The sequence below is a fragment of the Prauserella alba genome, assembly GCF_024171735.1.
Classification (GTDB): Bacteria; Actinomycetota; Actinomycetes; order Mycobacteriales; family Pseudonocardiaceae; genus Prauserella; species Prauserella alba.
The window spans coordinates 496,934-517,525 of the sequence record NZ_JAMTCH010000004.1; the positions used below are offsets into that span (position 1 = coordinate 496,934).

Below are 20,592 nucleotides of genomic sequence, written 5' to 3' on the forward strand. Positions count from 1 at the left end.
CGGCGACAACCGCCGACCCCAAAATACACGTTTGACAGTTGCGCTCGCGCCCGCGGAGACTGCCGTCTCGTGACCGAAGACCGCCTCGATCGCCTGCGCGTGCTCGCCCACCCACTGCGCATGCGACTGCTCTCGCTGCTGACCGGAGCGGCGATGAGCTCGGCCGAAGCCGCCCGCGAACTGGGTGAGAAACAGGCCAACGTCAGCTACCACCTGCGCCGCCTGCACACCGCCGGACTGGTGGAACCCGCAGGGGAAGTGGTGATCCGCGGTGGGCGTGCCAAACGCTACCGGCACGATCCGGCCAGCGCGGGCCCGTTTCTCGACCGGGAACCCGAGGAGGAACGCATCCTCCTCAACGCACTCGCCGACGAACTCACACGCCGGTCCGCACAGCGGAAACCGGGGGCCAAGTACTCGACCACGGACGCCGAGGTGTGGGTCGACGAGCGGGTCTGGCAACGCGCCCGCGCGCTGGCCAACGAACTCGGCAACCTGCTGCACGCCCACGCGAAGCCGCCCCGCACGCCCGGCACCCACCGGGTCAGCGCGACCGTCGCCCTGTTCCGCTTGGAGCAGCGATGACGGCGACACCGCCGCGCGAGCCCGCGCCGACCCCCGAAGGAATCACGGCTCCGCTCCGCCTGCCGGACTTCCGCAACCTGTTCCTCGGCCGCACGTTCGACGAGTTCGCCAACGCCATCGCGCCGGTCGCGCTGGCCTTCGCCGTCCTGGACCTCACCGGTTCACCCATCCAGCTCGGCCTCGTCGTCGGGGCGCGATCCCTGGCGAACGTCGCGTTCCTGCTGCTGGCGGGAGTCCTCGCCGACCGGTTCCCGCGCGCGGTGATCCTCCAGGGAACCGGCGCCGCGGCCGCGCTGACCCAGGCGGCCATCGCGGTCGGTGTCCTCTGTGGATTCGCGAACGTGCCGTTGCTCATCGCGCTGAGCGTCGCCAACGGAGCGGTGGCCGCGATCTCCCTGCCCGCCGCAGCGGCGCTGACCCCGCAAACCGTGCCGCCGTCACTGTTGACCCAGGCCAATGCACTCGTTCGTGCCGCGGCCAACGCAGGGCGCATCGGCGGCGCCGCGCTCGGCGGCCTGCTCGTCGCGGCCAGCGGTCCGGGGTGGACACTCGGGGCGAACGCGGCACTGTTCGCGCTGTCGGCGGTCGCCTACCACGGGGTGCACGCCCCGGCTGCGGGCGACGGCGCACCCGGATCGCCGCTGCGCGAGCTCGCCGAAGGGTGGCGCGAGTTCACGGCACGCCGATGGGTGTGGCTCGTCGTGCTGCAGTTCATGGTGGTCAACGCCGTCATCTCCGGCGGCATCGTGGTGCTGGGCCCCGCGATCGCGGACGAAGGCATCGGCCGCGGTGGCTGGGGCTTCGTGCTCGCCGCACAGACCGCAGGTGCCTTCGCGGGCGGATTCCTGGCCGCTCGGTGGCGCCCGCGGTACGCGCTGCGCATCGGCGTCGGGGTGATGCTCGCCGAGTGCGTCCCGCTCGTGTTCCTCGCGCACCTGCCAGAACTCGTACCCCTCATGGCGGTGATGTTCCTGGCGGGCATGGCCGTCGAGCAGTTCACCATCGCCTGGGACGTGTCGTTGCAGGAGAACATCCCGCCCGACCGGCTCGCGCGGGTCTACTCCTACGACATGCTCGGCTCCTTCATCGCGCTGCCGGTCGGCGAGATGGCGGCGGGTCCGCTGGCCGCCGAGTTCGGCAGATCCGCGACGCTCGTCGGAGGAGCCGTACTCGTGACGGTCGCCACCCTGCTCACGCTGACCAGCAGGCAGGTGCGCACACTCCGGCGGCGTCCGGAGGCCTCGTCACACCACGGGCATGCGGGGTGTGATCAGGTTCCGGACGGCACGTAGCCCAGCTGCTTGTCCACGACGTTGCGCAACGCTTCCCCTGCGCTCCACCGGCGGAAGTTGTCCGTGAAGACACCGACGAGTTCACGCCGCCAGCCCACGACGTCACCCGACATGTGCGGGGAGATCAGCACGTTCTCCATCGTCCACAGCGGATGCTCCGCGGGCAGCGGTTCGGTGTCGAACACATCGAGCGCAGCTCCCGCGATCACTTCGGACCGCAGTGCGGCGACGAGATCGTCGGTGACGACCAGTTCGCCACGGCCGACGTTGATGAACCGCGCGGACGGCTTCATCGCCGCGAACGCGGCCGAGTCGAACATGTTCTTCGTCTGGTCGGTCAGCGGCGCGACGGCGATGACGTAATCGGCGTCGGCCACGCACTCGGCGAGGCGGTCGGTCGAGTGCACCGTCCCGAAGTCCGGGTCGCCGGAGCGCGCGCGCCTGCCCGCGCCGGACACCCGCAGACCCGCCGCGCGCAGCAGCCGCGCGATGGCCCTGCCGATCGGCCCGGTGCCGACGACGACGGCCGAGGCCCCGCCGATCCGTTCGGTCTCGCGATGCCGCCAGCTGCGTGCGTCCTGCAGCCGCAGCGAGCGCGGCATGTCCTTGGCGAACGCGAGTACCTGGCCGAGCACGTACTCGGCGATGGAGTCGTCGAACACGCCGCGCGCGTTGGTGAGCACGACGTCGCTGGCCTGCAGTTCCGGGAACATCACAGGATCGACACCCGCGGCGGCGATGTGCAGCCACTGCAACCGGTCGGCGGCATGCCACGCCGACGGCAGCACCGTCGACAGGAAGTCGTACATGAACAGCACGTCGGCTCCGCGCAACGCATCGGCGAGCCCGGCGGCGTCGGTGTACCGAACCTCGGCCCGTTGCTCGACCGCAGTCATGTCCGGGGGCGGGGCGTCACCTGTCAGCACGGCCAGCACGGGTGTGCCGGTCTCGGTCACCGCATTCACCGTTGACACGCTAGGAGTGGGTCGTATGATTGTCAACAATCCGAGGTGCGCCTCGGATCCCACCGCCGCCACGCAGGCAGCCGCCGTCACTCGGGCAGTGGCCGGCGGCCGTGTCCACCGTGGACCCCACGGACGCCGAGGAGGTGCCTCGTGCCCACGATCGGTTTCATCTACCCGGATCACGCCGCGGAGGACGACTATCCACGGGCGGAGCGGATGCTCGGCGACGGCACCGCGCTGCCCGTCGAGCACATCTACGGCACCGATCTGCACGCCGTGCCCGAGCTGCTCGACCTCGGTTCGCCCGCGCGACTGTCCGGTGGCGCCGCGTTGCTGGCCAAGCACTCCCCCGACGCGGTCGTCTGGGCCTGCACCAGCGGCAGTTTCGTCTACGGCTGGGACGGAGCGGCCGAGCAGGTCGCCGGACTGTCCGAGGCCGCTGGAGGACTCCCCGCGTCGAGCACCTCCCTGGCGTTCGTCCACTCCGCCCAGACGCTCGGGCTGCGCACGGTAGCCGTGGCGGCCAGCTATCCCGGCGACGTGGCGAAGCTGTTCGCCGACTTCCTCGGCCGCGGCGGGATCGACGTGGTGTCGGCCTCGGCCGCCGACATCGACACCGCCGCCGAGGTCGGGGACCTGCCGCCGGAGCGGGTCGTCGACCTGGCGGTGAGCCACGACCACCCGGAGGCCGATGCGGTGCTCGTGCCGGACACCGCGATGCGCACCCTGGCGCTCGTCGACGAGATCGAACGCCGGCTCGGCAAACCGGTGCTGACCGCCAACCAGGTCACCGTGTGGGAGGGCCTGCGGATCGCAGGCGTCACCCGCACCTACGACGGGCTGGGCACGCTGCTGCGCACCGAGGGCCGCCGATGATCGCGGACATCGAACCCGTCAACCGGGAGTCCACGGCCGCGATCATCGCCCGCAGGCTGCGCGAGGCGATCATGGCGGGAACACTGACGCCGGGGATGCAACTCGGCGAGGCCGAACTGGCCTCCCGGTTCGAGGTCTCCCGCGGGCCGCTGCGCGAGGCGATGCAACGGCTCGTGTCCGAGGGTCTGCTGCGCAGCGAGCGCCACCGTGGCCTGTTCGTCATCGACCTCGAACCCGGTGACATCCAGGACATCTACACGGCGCGCTCGGCCGTGGAACGCGCCGCGGCGACACTCGTGGTGCGCGCACCCGACAGGGACGCGATCGCCGCGGTGCTGGACGAGGCCGTGGCACGAATGGCCGACGCGGACGCCGGGGGCGATCCGACCGCACTGTCCGAAGCGGACCTGCAGTTCCACGAGGCGCTCATCGACGCCTCCGGCAGTCCCCGGCTGCGCCGTATGGCCCGCACGCTGATGATCGAGACCCGCATGTGCCTGACGAAGCTGCAGCGGACCTACCCCACTGGCGAGTACGAGACCGACGAGCGCATCGCCGAGCACAACGCGATCATCGCGGCCGTCCGCGCAGGCGACGAACCGGAACTGCTGCGGCTGCTCGACGAGCACATGGCCGACGCCGTGCGCCGCCTGGCGCCCGGTTCCGGCCACGACGCGGCCGACAGCGCCTGACCCGGCACGCCGACGCGGGCAGGCGGCCCGCTCAGTCGGTGCCGCGCGCTCCGCGGCACAGGTAGGTCATCGCGGGCGGCAGGTTCCGCCACACCGGCGACTGCACCTCGACGTCCTCGAACACGGCCTCGACCTCGCTGCGAAACCGCTTCGACCCGGGGATCCGCGCGGCGTGGACGTAGGCGAACGTCGTGAACACCGCGTGCGGCGCCATGGCCGTCGAGATCTCGCGCAGGATCCGGCGCTGCAGCTCCACGGTGAACAGCGACCAGGGCAGGCCGCACAGCACCGCGTCGACGCTGGTCACACCCCGGTCGGCCAGGAGCGTGCCCAGTTGCGCGGCATCACCGTTGACGACCTCGACGTTCGGGTGGGTGCGTTCGAGGTGGCCCGCCATGCGCTCGTCCTGTTCGACCGCGATGTAGCGGCCACCATCGGACACACGTTCGCTCGCCACCCTCGTGAACGCACCGGTGCCCGCGCCGATCTCCACCACGGTGGGTGGCTCGGCCGTGGCCGGCACGGCCGAGGCCATCCGTGCCGCGAGCGCACGCGAACTCGGCGCAGCCGCACCGACCGCCTTCGGGTTGCGGACGGCTGCGGAGACGAACAGCGGGACCGAGCGTTTCAAAGCATCGAGCATGACCACACCATCCGCGACAACCCCGGCCTTTCGCCTCGTGTCGAACATCACAACAGGCCCCGACCGGCTGGCTCTCGGTCGGGACGGTCCGAACGGACCGTGTCGTCGAGCATAGCGGCCGCCGGGCCACCGACGGTGCAGACGTCGGCATCCCGGCGGCCACGGACCACTCGCCGTCCCTACAGCAGCGCGTGTCCGCACCTGCTGTCGTCCGTGCCGGCTACAGGGCGTCCGTGCCGGCTACAGCGCGTCCGCGACGGCGGATCCCACCTCGGCCGTCGTCGCATCGCCGCCGAGGTCCGGGGTGAGCGCCGCGGCGCCGGACAGCACCGACTGCACCGCACCGCGAACGGCCTCGCCCGCCGCCTTCTCGCCGAGCTGGTCGAGCATCATCGCCGCGGCGAGGATCTGGGCCACCGGGTTCGCGATCCCCTGCCCCGCGATGTCCGGCGCGCTGCCGTGCACCGCCTCGAACATCGAAGGGAACTCGCCCTCGGGATTGATGTTGCCGGACGGGGCCATACCGAGCCCGCCGGTGATCGCCGCAGCGAGATCGCTGAGGATGTCACCGAACAGATTCGACCCGACCACGACGTCGAGCGAATCCGGCCGTTGCACCATGCGCGCCGCCAGCGCGTCGATGTGCAGCTGTTCGGCCTCGACATCCGGGTACCCGGCGGCGACCTCGGCGAAGATCTCGTCCCAGAACGGCATCGTGTGGATGATCCCGTTCGATTTCGTCGCCGAGCACACCCTGTGCTGCCGCGTGCGCGCCAGCTCGAAGGCGTAGCGGACGATGCGTTCCACGCCGACGCGCGTGAACACCGATTCCTGCAGCGCGAACTCGCCGGGGCCGCCGGCGTTGTGCCTGCCTCCCAGTTCCGAGTACTCGCCCTCGGAGTTCTCCCTGACGATCACCATCTCCAGCTCGTCGCCGTCGCGGCCGGCGAGCACCGAGGTCGTTCCCGGCAGCAGCCGCACCGGCCGCAGGTTGACGTACTGTGCGAACGCCCTGCGCACCGGGATCAGCAGGCCCCAGAGTGAGACGTGGTCCGGCACCCCGGGAAACCCGACCGCACCGAGCAGCACCGCGTCGAACGGCCGCAACGTCGCGATGCCGTCGGCGGGCATCATCGAACCGGTCTCGGCGTAGCGCCGACAGCTCCAGTCGAACTCGGTCCAGTCCAGTCCGAAGCCGAATCGCTTGGCGGCGGTGTCGAGAACCACCCGGGCCTCGCGCTGGACGTCGACGCCGATGCCGTCGCCCGGGATCGACGCGATGCGGTATGTGCTCACAGGCCACCGACCGCGATGTACTTCGTCTCCAGGAACTCGTCGATGCCGACGGTGCCGCCCTCGCGCCCGAGCCCGGACTGCTTGACGCCGCCGAACGGCGCCGCGGGGTTCGACACGACGCCCTGGTTCAGGCCGACCATGCCGGTCTCCATCCGCTCGCTGACCCGGAGCGCCCGGGTGAGGTTCTGCGTGTAGACGTAGCCGACGAGCCCGTACTCGGTGTCGTTGGCCGCCGTGATCGCCTCGTCCTCGGTCTCGAACGTCGAGATCGGCGCCACCGGGCCGAAGATCTCCTCGGACGTCATCCGGGCCTCCTGCGGCACATTCGTCAGCACCGTCGGCTGGTAGAAGTTGCCAGGTCCGTCCACAGTGGCCCCACCGGTGAGCACCGTCGCTCCCCGCTGCGCCGCGTCACCGACGAGCGCCGAGACCTTGTCGATCGCGGCGGAGTCGATCAGCGGACCCACCACGACGCCGTCCTCGGTGCCACGGCCGATGGGCAGGCCTTCCATGCGCTCGGTCAGCTTGCGCGAGAACTCGTCGGCCACGGCGCTGTGCACGTAGAACCGGTTCGCGGCCGTGCAGGCCTCGCCGATGTTGCGCATCTTCGCCTGCATCGCACCGTCGACCGCCGCGTCGAGGTCGGCGTCGTCGAAGACGACGAACGGCGCGTTGCCGCCCAGTTCCATCGACGTCCGCATGACGGTGCCCGCGCACTGTTCGAGGAGCTTGCGGCCGACCGCGGTCGACCCGGTGAACGACAGTTTCCGCGCGCGCCCGTCGCGGATCATCGGCTCCATCACCCCGCCGGCCTGCGTGGTCGTCACGACGTTGAGCACGCCGTCCGGCAGGCCCGCCTCCGCCAGGATCCCGGCGAGCGCCAGCATCGACAACGGCGTCTGCGCAGCGGGTTTGATGACCATCGTGCAGCCCGCGGCGACGGCGGGGCCGATCTTCCGCGTGCCCATCGCCATGGGGAAGTTCCACGGCGTGATCAGCAGACACGGGCCGACCGGCTGGTTGGTGACGAGGAACCGCCCGCTGCCGTTTGGCGCGACCGCATAGCCCCCGTCGATCCGCACCGCTTCCTCGGCGAACCAGCGGAAGAACTCGGCCGCGTAGGCGATCTCGCCCTTGGCCTCGGCGAGCGGCTTGCCCATCTCCAGCGTCATCAGCAGCCCGAGCTCGTCCTGACGCGCCATGAGCTTCTCGTAGGCCCGCCGCAGGATCTCCCCGCGTTCCCTCGGCGGGTGCGCGGCCCAGTCGGCCTGCGCGGTGGACGCGGCCTCGAGCGCGGCGATGCCGTCCTGCGGCGAGGCGTCCGCCACGGCGCACAACGCATCACCCGTCGCCGGATCGTGGACGTCGAACGTCGCGTTTCCGGCCGCCGGGGCCCATTTGCCGCCGATGAACAGTTCCTTGTTCACCGCCGAGACGACACCGGCTTCACTGACCGTGCTCATGCCACAGCTCCCAAGTTCGTCGAAGATCCCACGTGCGATCGGGGTTCCCGGTCCGCGCACAGCCGACCCATGACCGAGTCAGGACGCCCCTCGCCGGAACACGTGCCGCGTCGCGCGGGCATCGGGTTCCTGTCGCGCGAGGTGTCATTGCGCCGCCTGCACGGCTATGCTACGAACATTGTTGACAATCTACAACCCCGTCGGCAGCGGACTCCGGACCCGGAACCGCGCCCCGACGGCGCCGGGTTCGAGCCTGGACCGGAACCACCGCGTCCGGCAACCGGTGACACCGACGTCCACCGAGGTCAGCCCCCGGAACCCGAGAAGGAGCCGCAGTCATGGCCACGCTGTCCCCTCTGCTCAAGCAGGCGACCCCGGTCGTCGTCGACCACGGCGAAGGTGCGTATCTCTACGACACCGACGGCCGCAGGCACCTCGACTTCACCGCGGGCATCGGTGTCACCAGCACCGGGCACTGCCACCCGCGCGTCGTCGCCGCCGCACAGGAACAGGTCGGCAAACTGGTTCACGGCCAGTACACGACCGTCATGCACAAGCCGCTGCTCGAACTGTCGGAGCGACTCGGCGACGTGCTGCCCACCGGCCTCGACTCGTTGTTCTTCGCCAACTCGGGCAGCGAGGCCGTCGAGGCGGCGCTGCGGCTCGCGCGACAGGCCACCGGCAGGCCGAACGTCGTGGTGTTCCAGGGCGGATTCCACGGCCGCACCGTCGCCACCGCCACCATGACCACCTCCGGCACGCGATTCAGCGCAGGCATCTCGCCGCTGATGGGTGGCGTCCACATGGCACCGTTCCCGTTCGCCTACCACTACGGCTGGGACGAGAAGACCGCCACCGACTTCGCTCTGCGCGAGCTCGACTACCTGTTCGCCACCGCGACCGCCCCCGGCGAGACGGCCGCGTTCTTCATCGAGCCGATGCTGGGCGAGGGCGGCTACGTCCCCGCCAATCCCGAGTTCATGGCGGGCCTGCGCGAGCGCGCCGACGAACACGGCATCCTGCTCGTGGTCGACGAGATCCAGACCGGGTTCGGCCGCACGGGCAAGTTCTGGGGTCACGATCACTTCGGCGTGCAGCCGGACGTCATCACGATCGCCAAGGGACTGGCCAGCGGCTTCCCACTGTCGGGCATCGCGGCGTCGGCCGAGTTGATGGCGAAGGCGTTCCCAGGCTCGCAAGGCGGCACCTACGGCGGCAACGCCGTGTCGTGCGCCGCGGCCGTCGCCACCCTCGACGTCATCCGCGACGAGAACCTGGTCGCCAACGCCGCCGAACGAGGCGAGCAACTGCTCGCCGGTGCGCGCGCGGTCGCCGACAAGACTCCCGCGATCGGTGACGTGCGCGGCCTCGGCCTGCTCGTCGGCTCGGAGTTCACCACCGCCGACGGTAAGCCGGACAACACGACGGCGCAGGCGGCGCAGAAGCTGGCCGCCGAACGGGGCCTGCTGATGCTCACGTGCGGGGCCTACATGAACGTGGTGCGCATGATCCCGCCGCTGGTCGTCACGTCCGAACAGGTGGACGAGGCACTGGAGATCTGGGCCGGTGTCGTGGCCGAGGTGACGAAGTAGCGGGCGGGCACGCGATGAGCAGGTACATCACGATCACCCTCGACAAGCGTGGCGTGTCCTGCCGTGCGCGCCTGCTCGACGACGAGGCGCCGCGGACGTGCCGGGCCGTGTGGGACGCGCTGCCGCAGAGCGGGTCGGCGTATCACGCGAAGTACGCCAGGAACGAGATCTACACGCTCGTGCCGCCGCTGCCCGAACCGAAGCCGGGACGGGAGAATCCGACGGTCACCCCGATTCCCGGCGACGTCTGCTACTTCGGCTTCGAACCGTGGGAGATCGGCAACCCCGCCTACGGTTACGACGACGGCAGCGAGGCGCACAGCGACCGGGGCGCCACCGACCTGGCGATCTTCTACGGCCGCAACAACCTGCTCATCAACGGCGACGCGGGCTGGGTGCCCGGCAACGTGTTCGCCACGATCGAGGAGGGCCTCGACGCAATGGCGAGCGCGGCACAGGACATGTGGCTGCGCGGCGTCGAGGGCGAGACGATGACGTACGCACGCGACTGACGCGCACGCGGTCACCGGCGGGGCGGGCACGCCGAACGGCGTTCCCGCCCCGCTGTCGTGTCCGCACCGGGACACCCGCAGCCGATCCGGCATTCCCTCGAACGAGTGGTTCGACCGAACTCACGCGACGTGATCCGACATCACCCGACGGGGAGACGACACGCCGCGCCCGTGGTCCATGATCGTTATCACCGAGCGTCACCAGGATCGCGGTCATCACGCACCGTGATCCCGGATGCCGCGCAGCGGGCCCACGCGAAAACACGAAAGCCTTACGTGTTTAGACTGAGAAGATTTCACGTTTCACGGCGAGGGCTCCCGCGGACTTTTGACAGCAGCCGGGCGCGCTGAAAGCGTTGCCGTGCTTTCGAAAGCAACGTGTGCGTCGCGAACACACGGATGTCAACGAATCACTCCAGATACGAAGGAGCCCCTCCAAATGCAGCACTTTGCGATGCACGGTGGCGACGTCATCACCTCGGTTCTCGCCGGCCTCTCCCACCTGCTGGGCTGGCTGGTCTGAACCACCAGCGAGGACACCTAGAGTGACCGAGGGGCCGGTATCGTTGGCGCGGACCGGCCCCTTCGGCTCTCTCACGCGCCGGCCCGGTGGCACCTTCACGGGCCGGCGCCCTGCTGTCGGCCGGTGATCCACCGCGGCCCCGTGTCACAACGGCGCCGCGGCGGTAACCTGCAGGCGACTCGGAGCGGAGGTGCCCATGGACGCGGATGTCATCGTCGTCGGCGCGGGACTGGCCGGACTGGCCGCGACGGCCACGCTGGCCGATGCCGGCAAGCGCGTCATCGTCGTCGAGCAGGAGCCCCCGGCCTCCCTCGGCGGGCAGGCCTTCTGGTCGTTCGGCGGCCTTTTCCTCGTGGACAGTCCTGAGCAACGCAGGCTCGGCGTCCGCGACTCCCACGAACTCGCCTGGCAGGACTGGGTCGGCACCGCCGGTTTCGACCGCGAGGAGGACGCCTGGCCACGCCGGTGGGCCGAGGCCTACGTGGACTTCGCCGCCGGCGAGAAGCGGGCGTGGCTCGCCGCGATGGGCGTGAAATTCTTCCCGGTCGTCGGCTGGGCGGAGCGCGGCGGCTACGGCGCCATGGGCCACGGCAACTCCGTGCCCCGCTTCCACATCACCTGGGGCACCGGGCCCGGCGTGCTCGACCCGTTCGTGCGGCGCGTCCGCGAGGCCGTCGACCGCGGGCAGGTCGAGTTGCGTTTCCGGCATCGCGTCGACGAACTGACCACCTCGGCGGGAACCGTCGACGGCGTGACCGGATCGGTGCTCGCCCCCAGCGGCGTGGCCCGCGGCGAGAGCAGTTCCCGCGAGGTCACCGGTGAGTTCGGACTCACCGCTCAGGCCGTCCTCGTCGCCAGCGGCGGCATCGGCGGCAACCACGACCTCATCCGCCGGAACTGGCCCGCCCGCCTCGGACAGGCCCCGCGCACGATGCTCTCCGGCGTTCCCGAGCACGTCGACGGACGCATGCTGAGCATCAGCGAGGCCGCGGGCGCGCACCTGATCAACCGCGACCGCATGTGGCACTACGTCGAGGGCATCGACAACCACTCCCCGGTCTGGCCGCAGCACGGCATCCGCATCCTGCCGGGGCCGTCGTCACTGTGGTTCGACGCGACCGGCGAGCGACTGCCCGTCCCGCTGCTGCCCGGGTTCGACACGCTCGGCACGCTGGCACACCTGCGCCGCACCGGGCACGACCACTCGTGGTTCGTGCTGACGCAGAAGATCGTCGAGCGTGAGTTCGCGCTCTCGGGCTCGGAACAGAACCCCGACCTGACCGGCAAGGACCTGAAGATGACGCTGCAGCGCGTCAAGCCCGGTCCGCCCGGGCCGGTGCAGGCGTTCCTCGACAAGGGCCCCGACTTCGTCGTCGCCGACAACCTCGACGACCTCGTCCGCGGCATGAACGCCAAGACCGACGAGGACATGTTGTCGGTCGACCAGATCCGCCGCGAGGTCGTCGCCCGCGACCGCGAGATCCGCAACGAGTTCACCAAGGACATGCAGATCACGGCATTGCGCGGGGCGCGGAAGTTCCGCGGTGACAAGCTCATCCGCGTCGCCTCGCCACATCGGATGCTCGATCCGAAGGCCGGTCCGCTCATCGCGGTGAAGCTCCACGTGCTGAGCCGGAAGACGCTCGGGGGCCTGGAGACCGACCTGGACGGCCGCGTACTCGGCGACACGGGCGAGCCGGTGCCGGGCCTGTACGCGGCGGGCGAGGCGTCGGGGTTCGGCGGTGGCGGCATGCACGGTTACCGCTCGCTGGAGGGCACTTTCCTCGGCGGCTGCTTGTTCACCGGCAGGCGCGCAGGCGAGGCGCTCGCCAGGACGAGCTGAACCCGGCGTTCCAGGAAGGGCGGCAGGACACCCATGAGCGAGGGCATGACCGGAGCGCAGGCGTTGCTGGCCACGTTGGCCGGCGCGGGTGTCGAGGTGGTGTTCGCCAACCCGGGCACGTCCGAGATGCACTTCGTCGCGGCCCTGGAGGCGGACCCGCGGGTGCGGGGTGTGCTCGGGCTCGCCGAAGGCGCCGTCACCGGCGCGGCCGACGGCTACGCGCGGATCACCGGCACTCCCGGAGTGACGTTGCTGCACCTCGGACCCGGCCTCGGCAACGGCCTGGCCAACCTGCACAACGCGCGTCGCGCGCACTCTCCCGTCGTGAACGTCGTCGGCGACCACGCGACATACCACAAGCAGTACGACGCGCCGCTGGAGTCCGACATCGACGCCGTCGCCGCAACGCTCGGGCCGGTGGTCCGGTCGACGACGCCTGCGGACGTCGGCAAGGACGCGGCGGCCGCGGTTGCCGCCGCACAGAACGCTCCCGGCGGCGTGGCGACCCTGATCCTGCCCGCCGACGCCTCGTGGAGCGACGGCGGCGCTCCCGCACGGCCGATCACACCGGCCCGGCCCACCCCGTCGTCCACTGTGGACGATGTCGCGTCGGTGTGCCGGAGCGGCGAGCCGGCGGTGATCCTGCTCGGCGGCGACGCGTGCCGCGAACCTGCGCTGCGTGCGGCGAGCCGGATCTCCGAGGCACTGGGCGTGCGACTGTTCGTCGAGACGTTTCCCGCGCGGTTGGAGCGCGGAGCCGGCCTGCCGGCGGTGGAACGTCTCGGGTACGTACCCGAGCAGGCCGAACAGCAGCTCAGCGGTGCTCGGCACATCGTCGTCGCCGGCGCGAAGCCACCCACGACGTTCTTCGCCTACCCGGGCAAGCGCGGCGATCTCGTGCCGTCCGGCGCCGAACTGCATACCCTCGCCGCTCCGGGTCAGGACGTCACGGCAGCGCTCGAAGAACTGGCCGACCTCGTCGCGCCGGGAGCCGAACCGGCGCTCGCGCCCGCACACCGGCCGGAGCTGCCGACAGGGGAGCTGCTCGTGGCCACCTGGCCCGACGTCATCGGCGCGCTGCTGCCGGAGAACGCGATCGTCGTCGACGAGACCAACACCTCGGGCCTGCTGCTCGCCGCTGCGACGGCCGGCGCACCGCGGCACGACGTCCTGTCGCTGACCGGCGGCGCCATCGGCCAGGGCATTCCCGTCGCCACCGGCGCCGCCGTCGCGGCACCGGAACGTCCCGTGATCAATCTGCAGGCCGACGGCAGTGCCATGTACACGATCACGGCGTTGTGGACACAGGCCCGCGAAGGGCTCAACGTGACGACGGTGATCCTCAACAACCGCGCGTACGCGATCCTCCGGATGGAGCTGCAGCGCACCGGTGCCGGCGACGTCGATCCCACCAAGACCGGCCTGTTCGATCTGTCCACACCGGACATCGATTTCACGAGGATCGCCGAGGGAATGGGCGTGCCCGCATCGGTGGCGACCACCGCGGAGGAACTCGCCGACAGTTTCCGCCGGGCGCTCGCCGAGCCAGGCCCGAACCTGGTCGACGCCCGCATCCCGCCGCTGCTGTAGCTCCCGCCGTGTTCTGCGCCCAGCACCGCGTGTCCCCAACCCGCGTGTTGCGGATCCCGGGCCTCGTGTTGCGGATTCGGGGTCCCGGAATCTGCAACACGGGCTCCCGGAACAGCAACACGGCCCCGGTCGCGGGGATTCGCGACCGGGGCCGTGCCGTTCGTTCACGCCTGGCTCAGGCGAAGGCGATCACTCGTAGATCTCGCCCTTCTCGGCCTTGGCGACCAGCGAGGCCGGCGGCTCGAAGTGGTTGCCGTAGCGCGCGGCGAGCTCCCTGGAGCGCGCCACGAAGCCCTGCAGACCACCCTCGTAGCCGTTGATGTACTGGATCACACCACCGGTCCACGGCGGGAAGCCGATGCCCATGATCGAGCCGATGTTGGCGTCCTCGACGGTGTTGAGCACGCCCTCGTCGAAGCACTTCACGGTCTCCAGCGCCTCGGCGAAGAGCATGCGCTCCTTGAGGTCCTCGAACGGAACGTCGCCGCTTCCGCTGTCGAAGGCCTCCCGCAGGCCCGGCCACAGCTGTGTCCGGTTGCCCTCGTCGTCGTACTCGTAGAAACCCGACCCCGTCGAACGGCCCTTGCGGTCGAACTCGTCGATCATCCGGTCGATGATCGCCTCCGACGGGTGGGCGTCCCACGTACCGCCTGCGGCCTCGATGGCCTCCTTGGTCTCGACCCGGATCTTGCGCGGCAACGTGAGCGTCAGCTCGTCCATCAGCTGCAGCGGCGGCGCCGGGTAGCCGGCCTGCGAACCGGCCTGCTCGATGGTGGCCGGCTCGACACCCTCACCGAGCGCGGCCACGGCCTCGGCGATGAACGTGCCGATGACCCGCGAGGTGAAGAAGCCCCGGCTGTCGTTCACCACGATCGGCGTCTTCTTGATCTGCAGCGTGTAGTCGAAGACCTTCGCCAGCGTGGCGTCGGAGGTCTTCTCACCGCGGATGATCTCCACGAGCGGCATCTTGTCGACCGGCGAGAAGAAGTGGATGCCGATGAAGTCCTCCTGCCGCTGCACGCCCTCGGCCAGGCCGGTGATGGGCAGCGTGGAGGTGTTGGAGCCGAGCACGGCGTCGGGGTTGACGACGTCCTCGATCTCCTGGAACACCTTGTGCTTGAGTTCGGTGCTCTCGAACACGGCCTCGATGACGAAGTCGACGCCCTTCAGGTCGGCCGGGTCGGCCGTCGGTGTGATGCGGCCGAGCAGCGCGTCGGACTTCTCCTGCGTGGTCTTGCCCCGCTTGAGCGCCTTCTCCTCGAGCTTGGCCGCGTAGCCCTTGCCCTTCTCGGCGTTCTCCTGCGAGACGTCCTTGAGGACCACGTCGATGCCGGCCTTCGCCGACACGTAGGCGATGGCGGCACCCATCATGCCCGCGCCGAGCACGCCGACCTTCTTGGCCTGGTACTGCTCGTGGCCGTCGGGGCGCGATTCTCCTGCATTGATGGCCTGCAGGTCGAAGAAGAACGCCTTGGTCATGTTCTTCGCGACCTGGCCGGTGACGAGGCTGACGAAGTAGCGGGTCTCGATCAGACTCGCCGTGTCGACGTCGACCTGCGCGCCCTCGACGGCGGCGGACAGGATGGCACGCGGCGCCGGCATGGGCGCGCCCTTGAGCTGCTTGCGCAGGTTCGCGGGGAACGCGGGCAGGTTGGCGGCGAACTTCGGGTTCGACGGGCTGCCGCCCGGGATCTTGAAGCCCTTCTGGTCCCACGGCTGCACGCCGCCCTCGGGGTTCTCCTTGATCCACGCCTTGGCCTTCGGCAGCAGTTCGTCCACGCTGGACACCAGCTCGTCCACGAGGCCGAGCTCCAGTGCCTTGGCGGGCCGGTGCCGCTGACCCTGCACGAGGACGTTCATGATGGCGCTCTGGATGCCGAGCAGGCGGACCGTGCGCACGATGCCGCCGCCGCCGGGCAGCAGGCCCAGCGACACCTCGGGCAGGCCGATGGCCGTGCCCTTGACATCGGCGACGATCCGGCGGTGGCAGGCCAGCGCGATCTCCAGGCCGCCGCCGAGCGCCGCACCGTTGACGGCGGCGACGACGGGCTTGCCCAGCGTCTCGAGCCGGCGCAGCTGCCCCTTCAGTTCGTTGCTCGCTTCCGTGATCTCGGCGGCGTCGTCGGGCGTCGCCTTGATCAGGTCGTTCAGGTCTCCGCCCGCGAAGAACGTCTTCTTCGCCGAGGTCAGCACGACACCGGTGATGGAGTCCTTCTCGGACTCGAGACGGTCGAGCACGACGCCCATCGACTCGCGGTAGTCCGCGTTCATCGTGTTGGCCGACTGCTTGGGGTCGTCCATCGTCAGGGTGACGATGCCGTCGGAGTCCTGCTCCCAGCGGATGGTCTTGGCTTCAGTCATTGTTGTTCGCTCGCCCTCACACACGCTCGATGATCGTGCCGATACCCATACCGCCGCCGATGCACAGCGACAGCAACGCGCGCCGCTCCTGGCGCCGCTCCAGCTCGTCGACCATCGTGCCGAGGATCATCGCGCCGGTGGCGCCGAGCGGGTGACCCATCGCGATGGCGCCGCCGTTGACGTTGACCTTCTCCTCGGGGAGCTTCAGGTCCTTCATCCACTTCATGACGACCGAGGCGAACGCCTCGTTCAGCTCGAACAGGTCGATGTCGTCGGTGGTCATGCCCGCCTGCGCGAGTACCTTCTCGGTGGCGGGCGTCGGACCGGTGAGCATGATCGTCGGATCCGATCCCGTGATCGCGGCCGACACGATGCGAGCCCGCGGCGTCAGGCCGAGGTCCTTGCCGACCTGCTCGTTGCCGATCAGCACCAGCCCGGCGCCGTCGACGATGCCCGACGAGTTGCCGCCGGTGTGGACGTGGTCGATCTTCTCGACCTGGTGGTACTTCTGCAGCGCCACCGCGTCGAAACCGCCCATCTCGCCGATACCTTCGAAGGCGGGCTTGAGCTTGGCCAGGTCCTCCACCGTGGTGCCGGGCCTGCGGTGCTCGTCGTGGTCGAGGATCGTCACGCCGTTCATGTCCTTGACCGGCACGACCGACTTGGCGAAGTAGCCACCGGACCACGCCGCCTCGGCCCTGTCCTGCGAACGGACGGCGAAGCGGTCGACGTCGTCACGCGAGAAGCCCTCGAGGGTGGCGATCAGGTCGGCACCGATGCCCTGCGGCACGAAGTAGGTGTCGTAGTTCGTCGCCGGGTCGGTGAACATCGCGCCGCCGTCGGTGCCCATGGGAACCCGCGACATGGACTCGACGCCGCCTGCCAGCAGCAGGCCCTCCCAACCGGAGCGCACGCGCGCGGCGGCCTGGTTGACGGCTTCGAGACCCGACGAGCAGAACCGGTTGAGCTGCACGCCCGCGACCGTGTCGGGCAGGCCGCCCGCCATCGCCGCGGCCCGCGCGATGTCGGCGCCCTGGTCGCCGACCGGCGAGACGACGCCGAGGACGATGTCCTCGATCCTGGCCGGGTCGAGACCCGGGTGCCTGCTCTTGAGCTCGTCGATCAGACCCGTGACCAGGTCGACCGGCTTCGTCCCGTGCAGGGCTCCGCCCTTGTTCTTGCCACGAGGCGTGCGGATCGCCTCGTAGATGAACGCCTCTGTACTCACACCAACGGTCCTTCCTCGCGGCTGACGGCAAGCACGCAGCCGACCTGGTCGACAGTGTCCATGCATGTAGATCCGGTGCTAATCGCTACTAACATAATCCGCCTTATTCCCATGGTGTCAATGGGTTGTCAGCTGAACTGGCCACGCTAAAGTTGTCTCACCTATGGCACGGACAGCACCCGGCGGCAAAGGGCCCCGCGCAAGCGACAAGCGGCCCCGCGACCGCAAGACGCAGCTCGCCGCCGTCGCGGCCGAGCTGTTCCGTGCGCGCGGCTATCACGGGGTGGGCATCAACGACATCGCCGCGGCCGCCGGCATCACGGGGCCCGCGCTGTACCGCCACTTCAAGGACAAGCAGGCGATCCTCGCGCACGTGTTGCGCGCAGGCCTGGAAGAGATCGAGGACGCCACCGGCGCCGCATCCCTGGCAGGCGCCCACCCCTCACCGGACCAGCTCAGCACTCTGCTGGCGGAGCTCGCAGGGAAATCGGTCGACCGCAGGGACGCCGCGGCACTGTGGCGCTGGGAAGGCAGGCACCTCGACGTCGAAACCCAGCGTGACCTGCGGGAACGTTCCGGGGCAATGCTCGCGACGTGGACCAAGTTGCTGCTGCGGGTCCGACCGGAACTGCCACCCGAGGACGCCGAACTGCTGTGCTGGGCGGGACTCTCGGTGTTCGGCAGCGTGTCCGTCCACCGCACGAGCGTGCCGAAACGACGGTTCGAACAGCTGCTCGTCGACATCGCCACCCGCGTACTGAAGACCGACCTGCCTGCCGGCTCCGCACCGCCCGGCACCGACGCACCCTCCCCCACCACGGCATTCGGCACGGCGACGGACGGCACTGTGACGCACGGCGCTGCAACGGATGACCCTGTGACATCGCAGGCGCCGACGTCGAGTGCGGCATCGGGTGTGGCGGCGCCCGGTGGCCGCGCCCTGGCCGAACCGCTCACGGCACCGTCCCGTCGAGAGCAGATCCTCACCGAGGCCACCGAGCTGTTCGCGTCCCACGGGTTCAGCGCCGTCAGCATGGACGACATCGGCCGTGCAGCCGGCATCGCGGGGCCGAGCGTGTATCGGCACTTTCCCAGCAAGGCGAGCCTGCTGGGCGCCATCGGGCGCAGGGCGGGCGACCGTCTCCTGCTCGCCGCGGAGGACGCGCTGCGTTCCGACGGCGAGTGGCCGGCGCTGCAGCGGCTCGCCGAGTCCTACGTCGCGACACTGACGGGCCAGCCGGAGTTGCTCGTGTCGTTCTCCGTCGACCGAGTGCACATCGACGAACGCGACCGCCCCGAACTACTGCGGATCCAGCGCGAGTACGTCGCCCATTGGGTCCGGCTGCTGGAAGCCGCACGCCCCGAACTCGACGCCAGGGAAGCGAAGATCACCGTGCACGCCGCACTCACCGTGGCGAACGACCTCACCCGGACCCGCAGGGTCAATCGCAGGCCCGACCTTCCCGCCGAGCTGGTCACGCTCATGGCCACCGTGCTGGGCGGACACACCCACGATGCGGAACGGGCCCCGCGGTCGACGGAGCCGTCCGGCCAGGTCGGACACGCCCAGTAGGACACGCCGTGCAGAGTCTCCGTCCCGACTCTCACCTCGGCTCCGACCCTCACCCGGCCGCGACTCGCACACTCTGCCGTGACCGGCCGCGCTCGTCCCGGAAGGCCGCGCGCCATGGGAGGCGCCACCTCGGCCTCGCGCGCCCCCTACTGGCGAGTCACCGGCGTTCGCGTTAACCTACTCGCGAGTAGGTAACCGAAGGGGATGACTGTGGCTCGACAGAATCCGCAGCAGGGGCGCGACGCCATGGGCCTCGGCCTCGCCGCGCTGAACCGGCTGGCAGGAAGCAAGCTGATCGACCGCGCGGGGCTGCGCAAGCCCGTGGAGGGTCTCGTCTCGTCGGCCACCCGTGCCGGCTTCCAGGCGGTGGGCGCGGCCAACCGCACGTTCAAGGCGACGACGCGGCTCGGCAAGCCGGCGCGCCTCGAAAAGGCTCCCGAGGCCTCGCTGTTCGACCTCGAACCGACCGACGAGCAGCAGATGATCGTCGAGACGGTCGACGAGTTCGCGGCGGAACAGCTGCGGCCCGCGGCGGCCGAGGCCGACGACAAGCTCGCGCCCCCGGACGGCCTGCTGGGCAGGGCCGCCGAACTCGGCGTGACGCAGATCGGCATCCCCGAGGAGCTCGGCGGTGTCGGCTCGGAGCGGTCGGTCGTCACCAACGCGCTGGTGGCCGAGTCGCTGGCCCACGGTGACATGGGGCTGGCCGTGGCGGTGCTCGCGCCGTCGGCGGTGAGCAACACGCTCGTGCAGTGGGGCGACGCCGACCAGCAGGCGACCTACGTTCCCGCGTTCGCGGGTGAGCATGTGCCGGCCGCGGCGCTGGCGCTGCAGGAGCGCACCCCGCTGTTCGATCCGTTCACCCCGAGGACCCGCGCGAAGCGCACCCCGAACGGCTACCGGCTGGACGGCGTGAAATCGCTCGTGCCGCGCGGCGCGGACGCCGAACTGTTCGTCATCTCGGCCGACCTCGAAGGCCGCGGTCCCGCATTGTTCATCGTCGAGGCGGCCACCGCGGGCGTGTCGGTGGAAGCCGAGCCGGCGATGGGCCTGCGCAGCGCCGCGACGGCGCAGCTCGTGCTCAACAACGTGACGCTGCCCGCGGGCGCGCTGCTGGGCGGCGGCAGCCGCGAGGTGTTCGCCGACGTCGTGCGCCTGTCCCGGATCGGCTGGGCGGCGCTCGCGTGCGGCACGGGCAAGGCGGTGCTCGACTACGTCGTCCCGTACGTCAACGAGCGTGAAGCGTTCGGCGAGCCGATCAGCCACCGCCAGGGGGTGGCGTTCCAGGTGTCGGACATCGCGATCGAGCTGGAGAGCATGCGGCTGACGATGTTGCGTGCCGCCTCCCGGGCCGAGCAGGGCAGGCCCTACGCCCGCGAGGTCGCACTGGCCCGCAAACTCGCGACGGACAAGGGCATGCAGATCGGCAGCGCGGGCGTGCAGCTGCTCGGCGGGCACGGCTTCATCAAGGAGCACCCCGTGGAGCGCTGGTACCGCGACCTGCGCGCGATCGGCGCCGTCGACGGCATCGTTCTCCTGTAGAGCAGCGCAGAAAGGG

At 70.2% G+C, this 20,592-nt stretch carries 16 protein-coding genes; 10 read left to right on the forward strand and 6 right to left on the reverse strand.

Annotated elements, in window-relative coordinates; genetic code table 11:
* Nucleotides 1-69 precede the first annotated feature (69 nt).
* Together LY12_RS11200 and LY12_RS11205 are read left to right on the forward strand one after the other, a co-directional pair.
* The gene (locus LY12_RS11200; RefSeq protein ID WP_308292102.1) at nucleotides 70-585 is read left to right on the forward strand and encodes a helix-turn-helix domain-containing protein; all 516 of its coding nucleotides are present in this window, start codon (nucleotides 70-72) and stop codon (nucleotides 583-585) included.
* Nucleotides 582-1,877 (forward strand): MFS transporter, encoded by a 1,296-nt coding sequence (locus LY12_RS11205; protein WP_253855733.1) that lies wholly within the window; start codon nucleotides 582-584, stop codon nucleotides 1,875-1,877. The genes LY12_RS11200 and LY12_RS11205 overlap by 4 nt, the downstream gene beginning before the upstream one ends.
* On the opposite strand, the gene LY12_RS11210 is transcribed toward LY12_RS11205, so the two are convergent.
* The gene (locus LY12_RS11210; RefSeq protein WP_308292127.1) at nucleotides 1,856-2,833 is read right to left on the reverse strand and encodes a D-2-hydroxyacid dehydrogenase; all 978 of its coding nucleotides are present in this window, start codon (nucleotides 2,831-2,833) and stop codon (nucleotides 1,856-1,858) included. The genes LY12_RS11205 and LY12_RS11210 overlap by 22 nt on opposite strands.
* Nucleotides 2,834-2,992: 159 nt before the next feature.
* On the opposite strand from LY12_RS11210, the gene LY12_RS11215 reads away from it, so the two are divergent.
* Nucleotides 2,993-3,718 carry a maleate cis-trans isomerase family protein gene (locus tag LY12_RS11215; RefSeq protein WP_253855735.1) on the forward strand — a complete coding sequence of 242 codons (726 nt, stop codon included), beginning with the start codon at nucleotides 2,993-2,995 and terminating at the stop codon, nucleotides 3,716-3,718.
* Nucleotides 3,715-4,410, forward strand: coding sequence for a GntR family transcriptional regulator (locus LY12_RS11220; RefSeq protein ID WP_253855738.1), 696 nt, complete (start codon nucleotides 3,715-3,717; stop codon nucleotides 4,408-4,410). The genes LY12_RS11215 and LY12_RS11220 overlap by 4 nt, the downstream gene beginning before the upstream one ends.
* A 31-nt stretch (nucleotides 4,411-4,441) precedes the next feature.
* Here LY12_RS11220 and LY12_RS11225 read toward each other — a convergent pair whose 3' ends face one another.
* From LY12_RS11225 to LY12_RS11235, 3 genes are all read right to left on the reverse strand, one after another.
* Nucleotides 4,442-5,053, reverse strand: a complete 612-nt coding sequence (locus tag LY12_RS11225; protein ID WP_253855740.1) for a class I SAM-dependent methyltransferase — start codon at nucleotides 5,051-5,053, stop codon at nucleotides 4,442-4,444.
* Between the two features lie 240 nt (nucleotides 5,054-5,293).
* A complete protein-coding gene (locus LY12_RS11230) occupies nucleotides 5,294-6,349 on the reverse strand; it encodes a tartrate dehydrogenase (RefSeq protein WP_253855742.1) in 1,056 nt (351 codons plus the stop codon).
* A complete protein-coding gene (locus LY12_RS11235; protein WP_253855744.1) occupies nucleotides 6,346-7,812 on the reverse strand; it encodes an NAD-dependent succinate-semialdehyde dehydrogenase in 1,467 nt (488 codons plus the stop codon). Before LY12_RS11235 ends, LY12_RS11230 begins: the two co-directional genes overlap by 4 nt.
* A 338-nt stretch (nucleotides 7,813-8,150) precedes the next feature.
* Between LY12_RS11235 and LY12_RS11240 the strand changes: the two genes are divergently transcribed.
* The 4 genes from LY12_RS11240 to LY12_RS11255 all read left to right on the forward strand — a co-directional run bounded on the left by LY12_RS11240 (nucleotide 8,151) and on the right by LY12_RS11255 (nucleotide 13,872).
* Complete coding sequence (locus LY12_RS11240) at nucleotides 8,151-9,404, forward strand: aspartate aminotransferase family protein (RefSeq protein ID WP_253855746.1); 1,254 nt, start codon at nucleotides 8,151-8,153, stop codon at nucleotides 9,402-9,404.
* A gap of 14 nt (nucleotides 9,405-9,418) precedes the next feature.
* Nucleotides 9,419-9,916 carry a DUF3830 family protein gene (locus tag LY12_RS11245; protein WP_253855749.1) on the forward strand — a complete coding sequence of 166 codons (498 nt, stop codon included), beginning with the start codon at nucleotides 9,419-9,421 and terminating at the stop codon, nucleotides 9,914-9,916.
* Between the two features lie 719 nt (nucleotides 9,917-10,635).
* Nucleotides 10,636-12,282, forward strand: coding sequence for an FAD-binding dehydrogenase (locus tag LY12_RS11250; RefSeq protein ID WP_253855751.1), 1,647 nt, complete (start codon nucleotides 10,636-10,638; stop codon nucleotides 12,280-12,282).
* 45 nt (nucleotides 12,283-12,327) lie between these two features.
* Complete coding sequence (locus tag LY12_RS11255) at nucleotides 12,328-13,872, forward strand: acetolactate synthase large subunit (protein ID WP_253857302.1); 1,545 nt, start codon at nucleotides 12,328-12,330, stop codon at nucleotides 13,870-13,872.
* Between the two features lie 189 nt (nucleotides 13,873-14,061).
* On the opposite strand, the gene LY12_RS11260 is transcribed toward LY12_RS11255, so the two are convergent.
* Together LY12_RS11260 and LY12_RS11265 are read right to left on the reverse strand one after the other, a co-directional pair.
* The gene (locus LY12_RS11260) at nucleotides 14,062-16,233 is read right to left on the reverse strand and encodes a 3-hydroxyacyl-CoA dehydrogenase NAD-binding domain-containing protein (protein WP_253855753.1); all 2,172 of its coding nucleotides are present in this window, start codon (nucleotides 16,231-16,233) and stop codon (nucleotides 14,062-14,064) included.
* Nucleotides 16,234-16,249: 16 nt separating this feature from the next.
* Nucleotides 16,250-17,461: an acetyl-CoA C-acetyltransferase gene (locus LY12_RS11265; RefSeq protein WP_253855755.1), complete on the reverse strand. Its 1,212-nt coding sequence runs from the start codon at nucleotides 17,459-17,461 to the stop codon at nucleotides 16,250-16,252.
* Between the two features lie 163 nt (nucleotides 17,462-17,624).
* Here LY12_RS11265 and LY12_RS11270 point away from each other — a divergent pair, with 163 nt between their 5' ends.
* Both LY12_RS11270 and LY12_RS11275 read left to right on the forward strand, forming a co-directional pair.
* Nucleotides 17,625-19,034 carry a TetR/AcrR family transcriptional regulator gene (locus LY12_RS11270; protein WP_253855757.1) on the forward strand — a complete coding sequence of 470 codons (1,410 nt, stop codon included), beginning with the start codon at nucleotides 17,625-17,627 and terminating at the stop codon, nucleotides 19,032-19,034.
* Nucleotides 19,035-19,280: 246 nt separating this feature from the next.
* Nucleotides 19,281-20,576: an acyl-CoA dehydrogenase family protein gene (locus tag LY12_RS11275; protein WP_253857305.1), complete on the forward strand. Its 1,296-nt coding sequence runs from the start codon at nucleotides 19,281-19,283 to the stop codon at nucleotides 20,574-20,576.
* The last annotated feature ends 16 nt before the right edge of the window (nucleotides 20,577-20,592 follow it).

Coding starts and splice junctions, on each gene's coding strand:
- LY12_RS11240 (WP_253855746.1), top strand. CDS start 8,151: ATGGCCACGCTGTCCCCTCTGCTCAAGCAGGCGACCCCGGTCGTCGTC.
- LY12_RS11220 (WP_253855738.1), top strand. CDS start 3,715: ATGATCGCGGACATCGAACCCGTCAACCGGGAGTCCACGGCCGCGATC.
- LY12_RS11250 (WP_253855751.1), top strand. CDS start 10,636: ATGGACGCGGATGTCATCGTCGTCGGCGCGGGACTGGCCGGACTGGCC.
- LY12_RS11225 (WP_253855740.1), bottom strand. CDS start 5,053: ATGCTCGATGCTTTGAAACGCTCGGTCCCGCTGTTCGTCTCCGCAGCC.
- LY12_RS11260 (WP_253855753.1), bottom strand. CDS start 16,233: ATGACTGAAGCCAAGACCATCCGCTGGGAGCAGGACTCCGACGGCATC.
- LY12_RS11205 (WP_253855733.1), top strand. CDS start 582: ATGACGGCGACACCGCCGCGCGAGCCCGCGCCGACCCCCGAAGGAATC.
- LY12_RS11275 (WP_253857305.1), top strand. CDS start 19,281: ATGGGCCTCGGCCTCGCCGCGCTGAACCGGCTGGCAGGAAGCAAGCTG.
- LY12_RS11270 (WP_253855757.1), top strand. CDS start 17,625: ATGGCACGGACAGCACCCGGCGGCAAAGGGCCCCGCGCAAGCGACAAG.
- LY12_RS11245 (WP_253855749.1), top strand. CDS start 9,419: ATGAGCAGGTACATCACGATCACCCTCGACAAGCGTGGCGTGTCCTGC.
- LY12_RS11255 (WP_253857302.1), top strand. CDS start 12,328: ATGACCGGAGCGCAGGCGTTGCTGGCCACGTTGGCCGGCGCGGGTGTC.
- LY12_RS11235 (WP_253855744.1), bottom strand. CDS start 7,812: ATGAGCACGGTCAGTGAAGCCGGTGTCGTCTCGGCGGTGAACAAGGAA.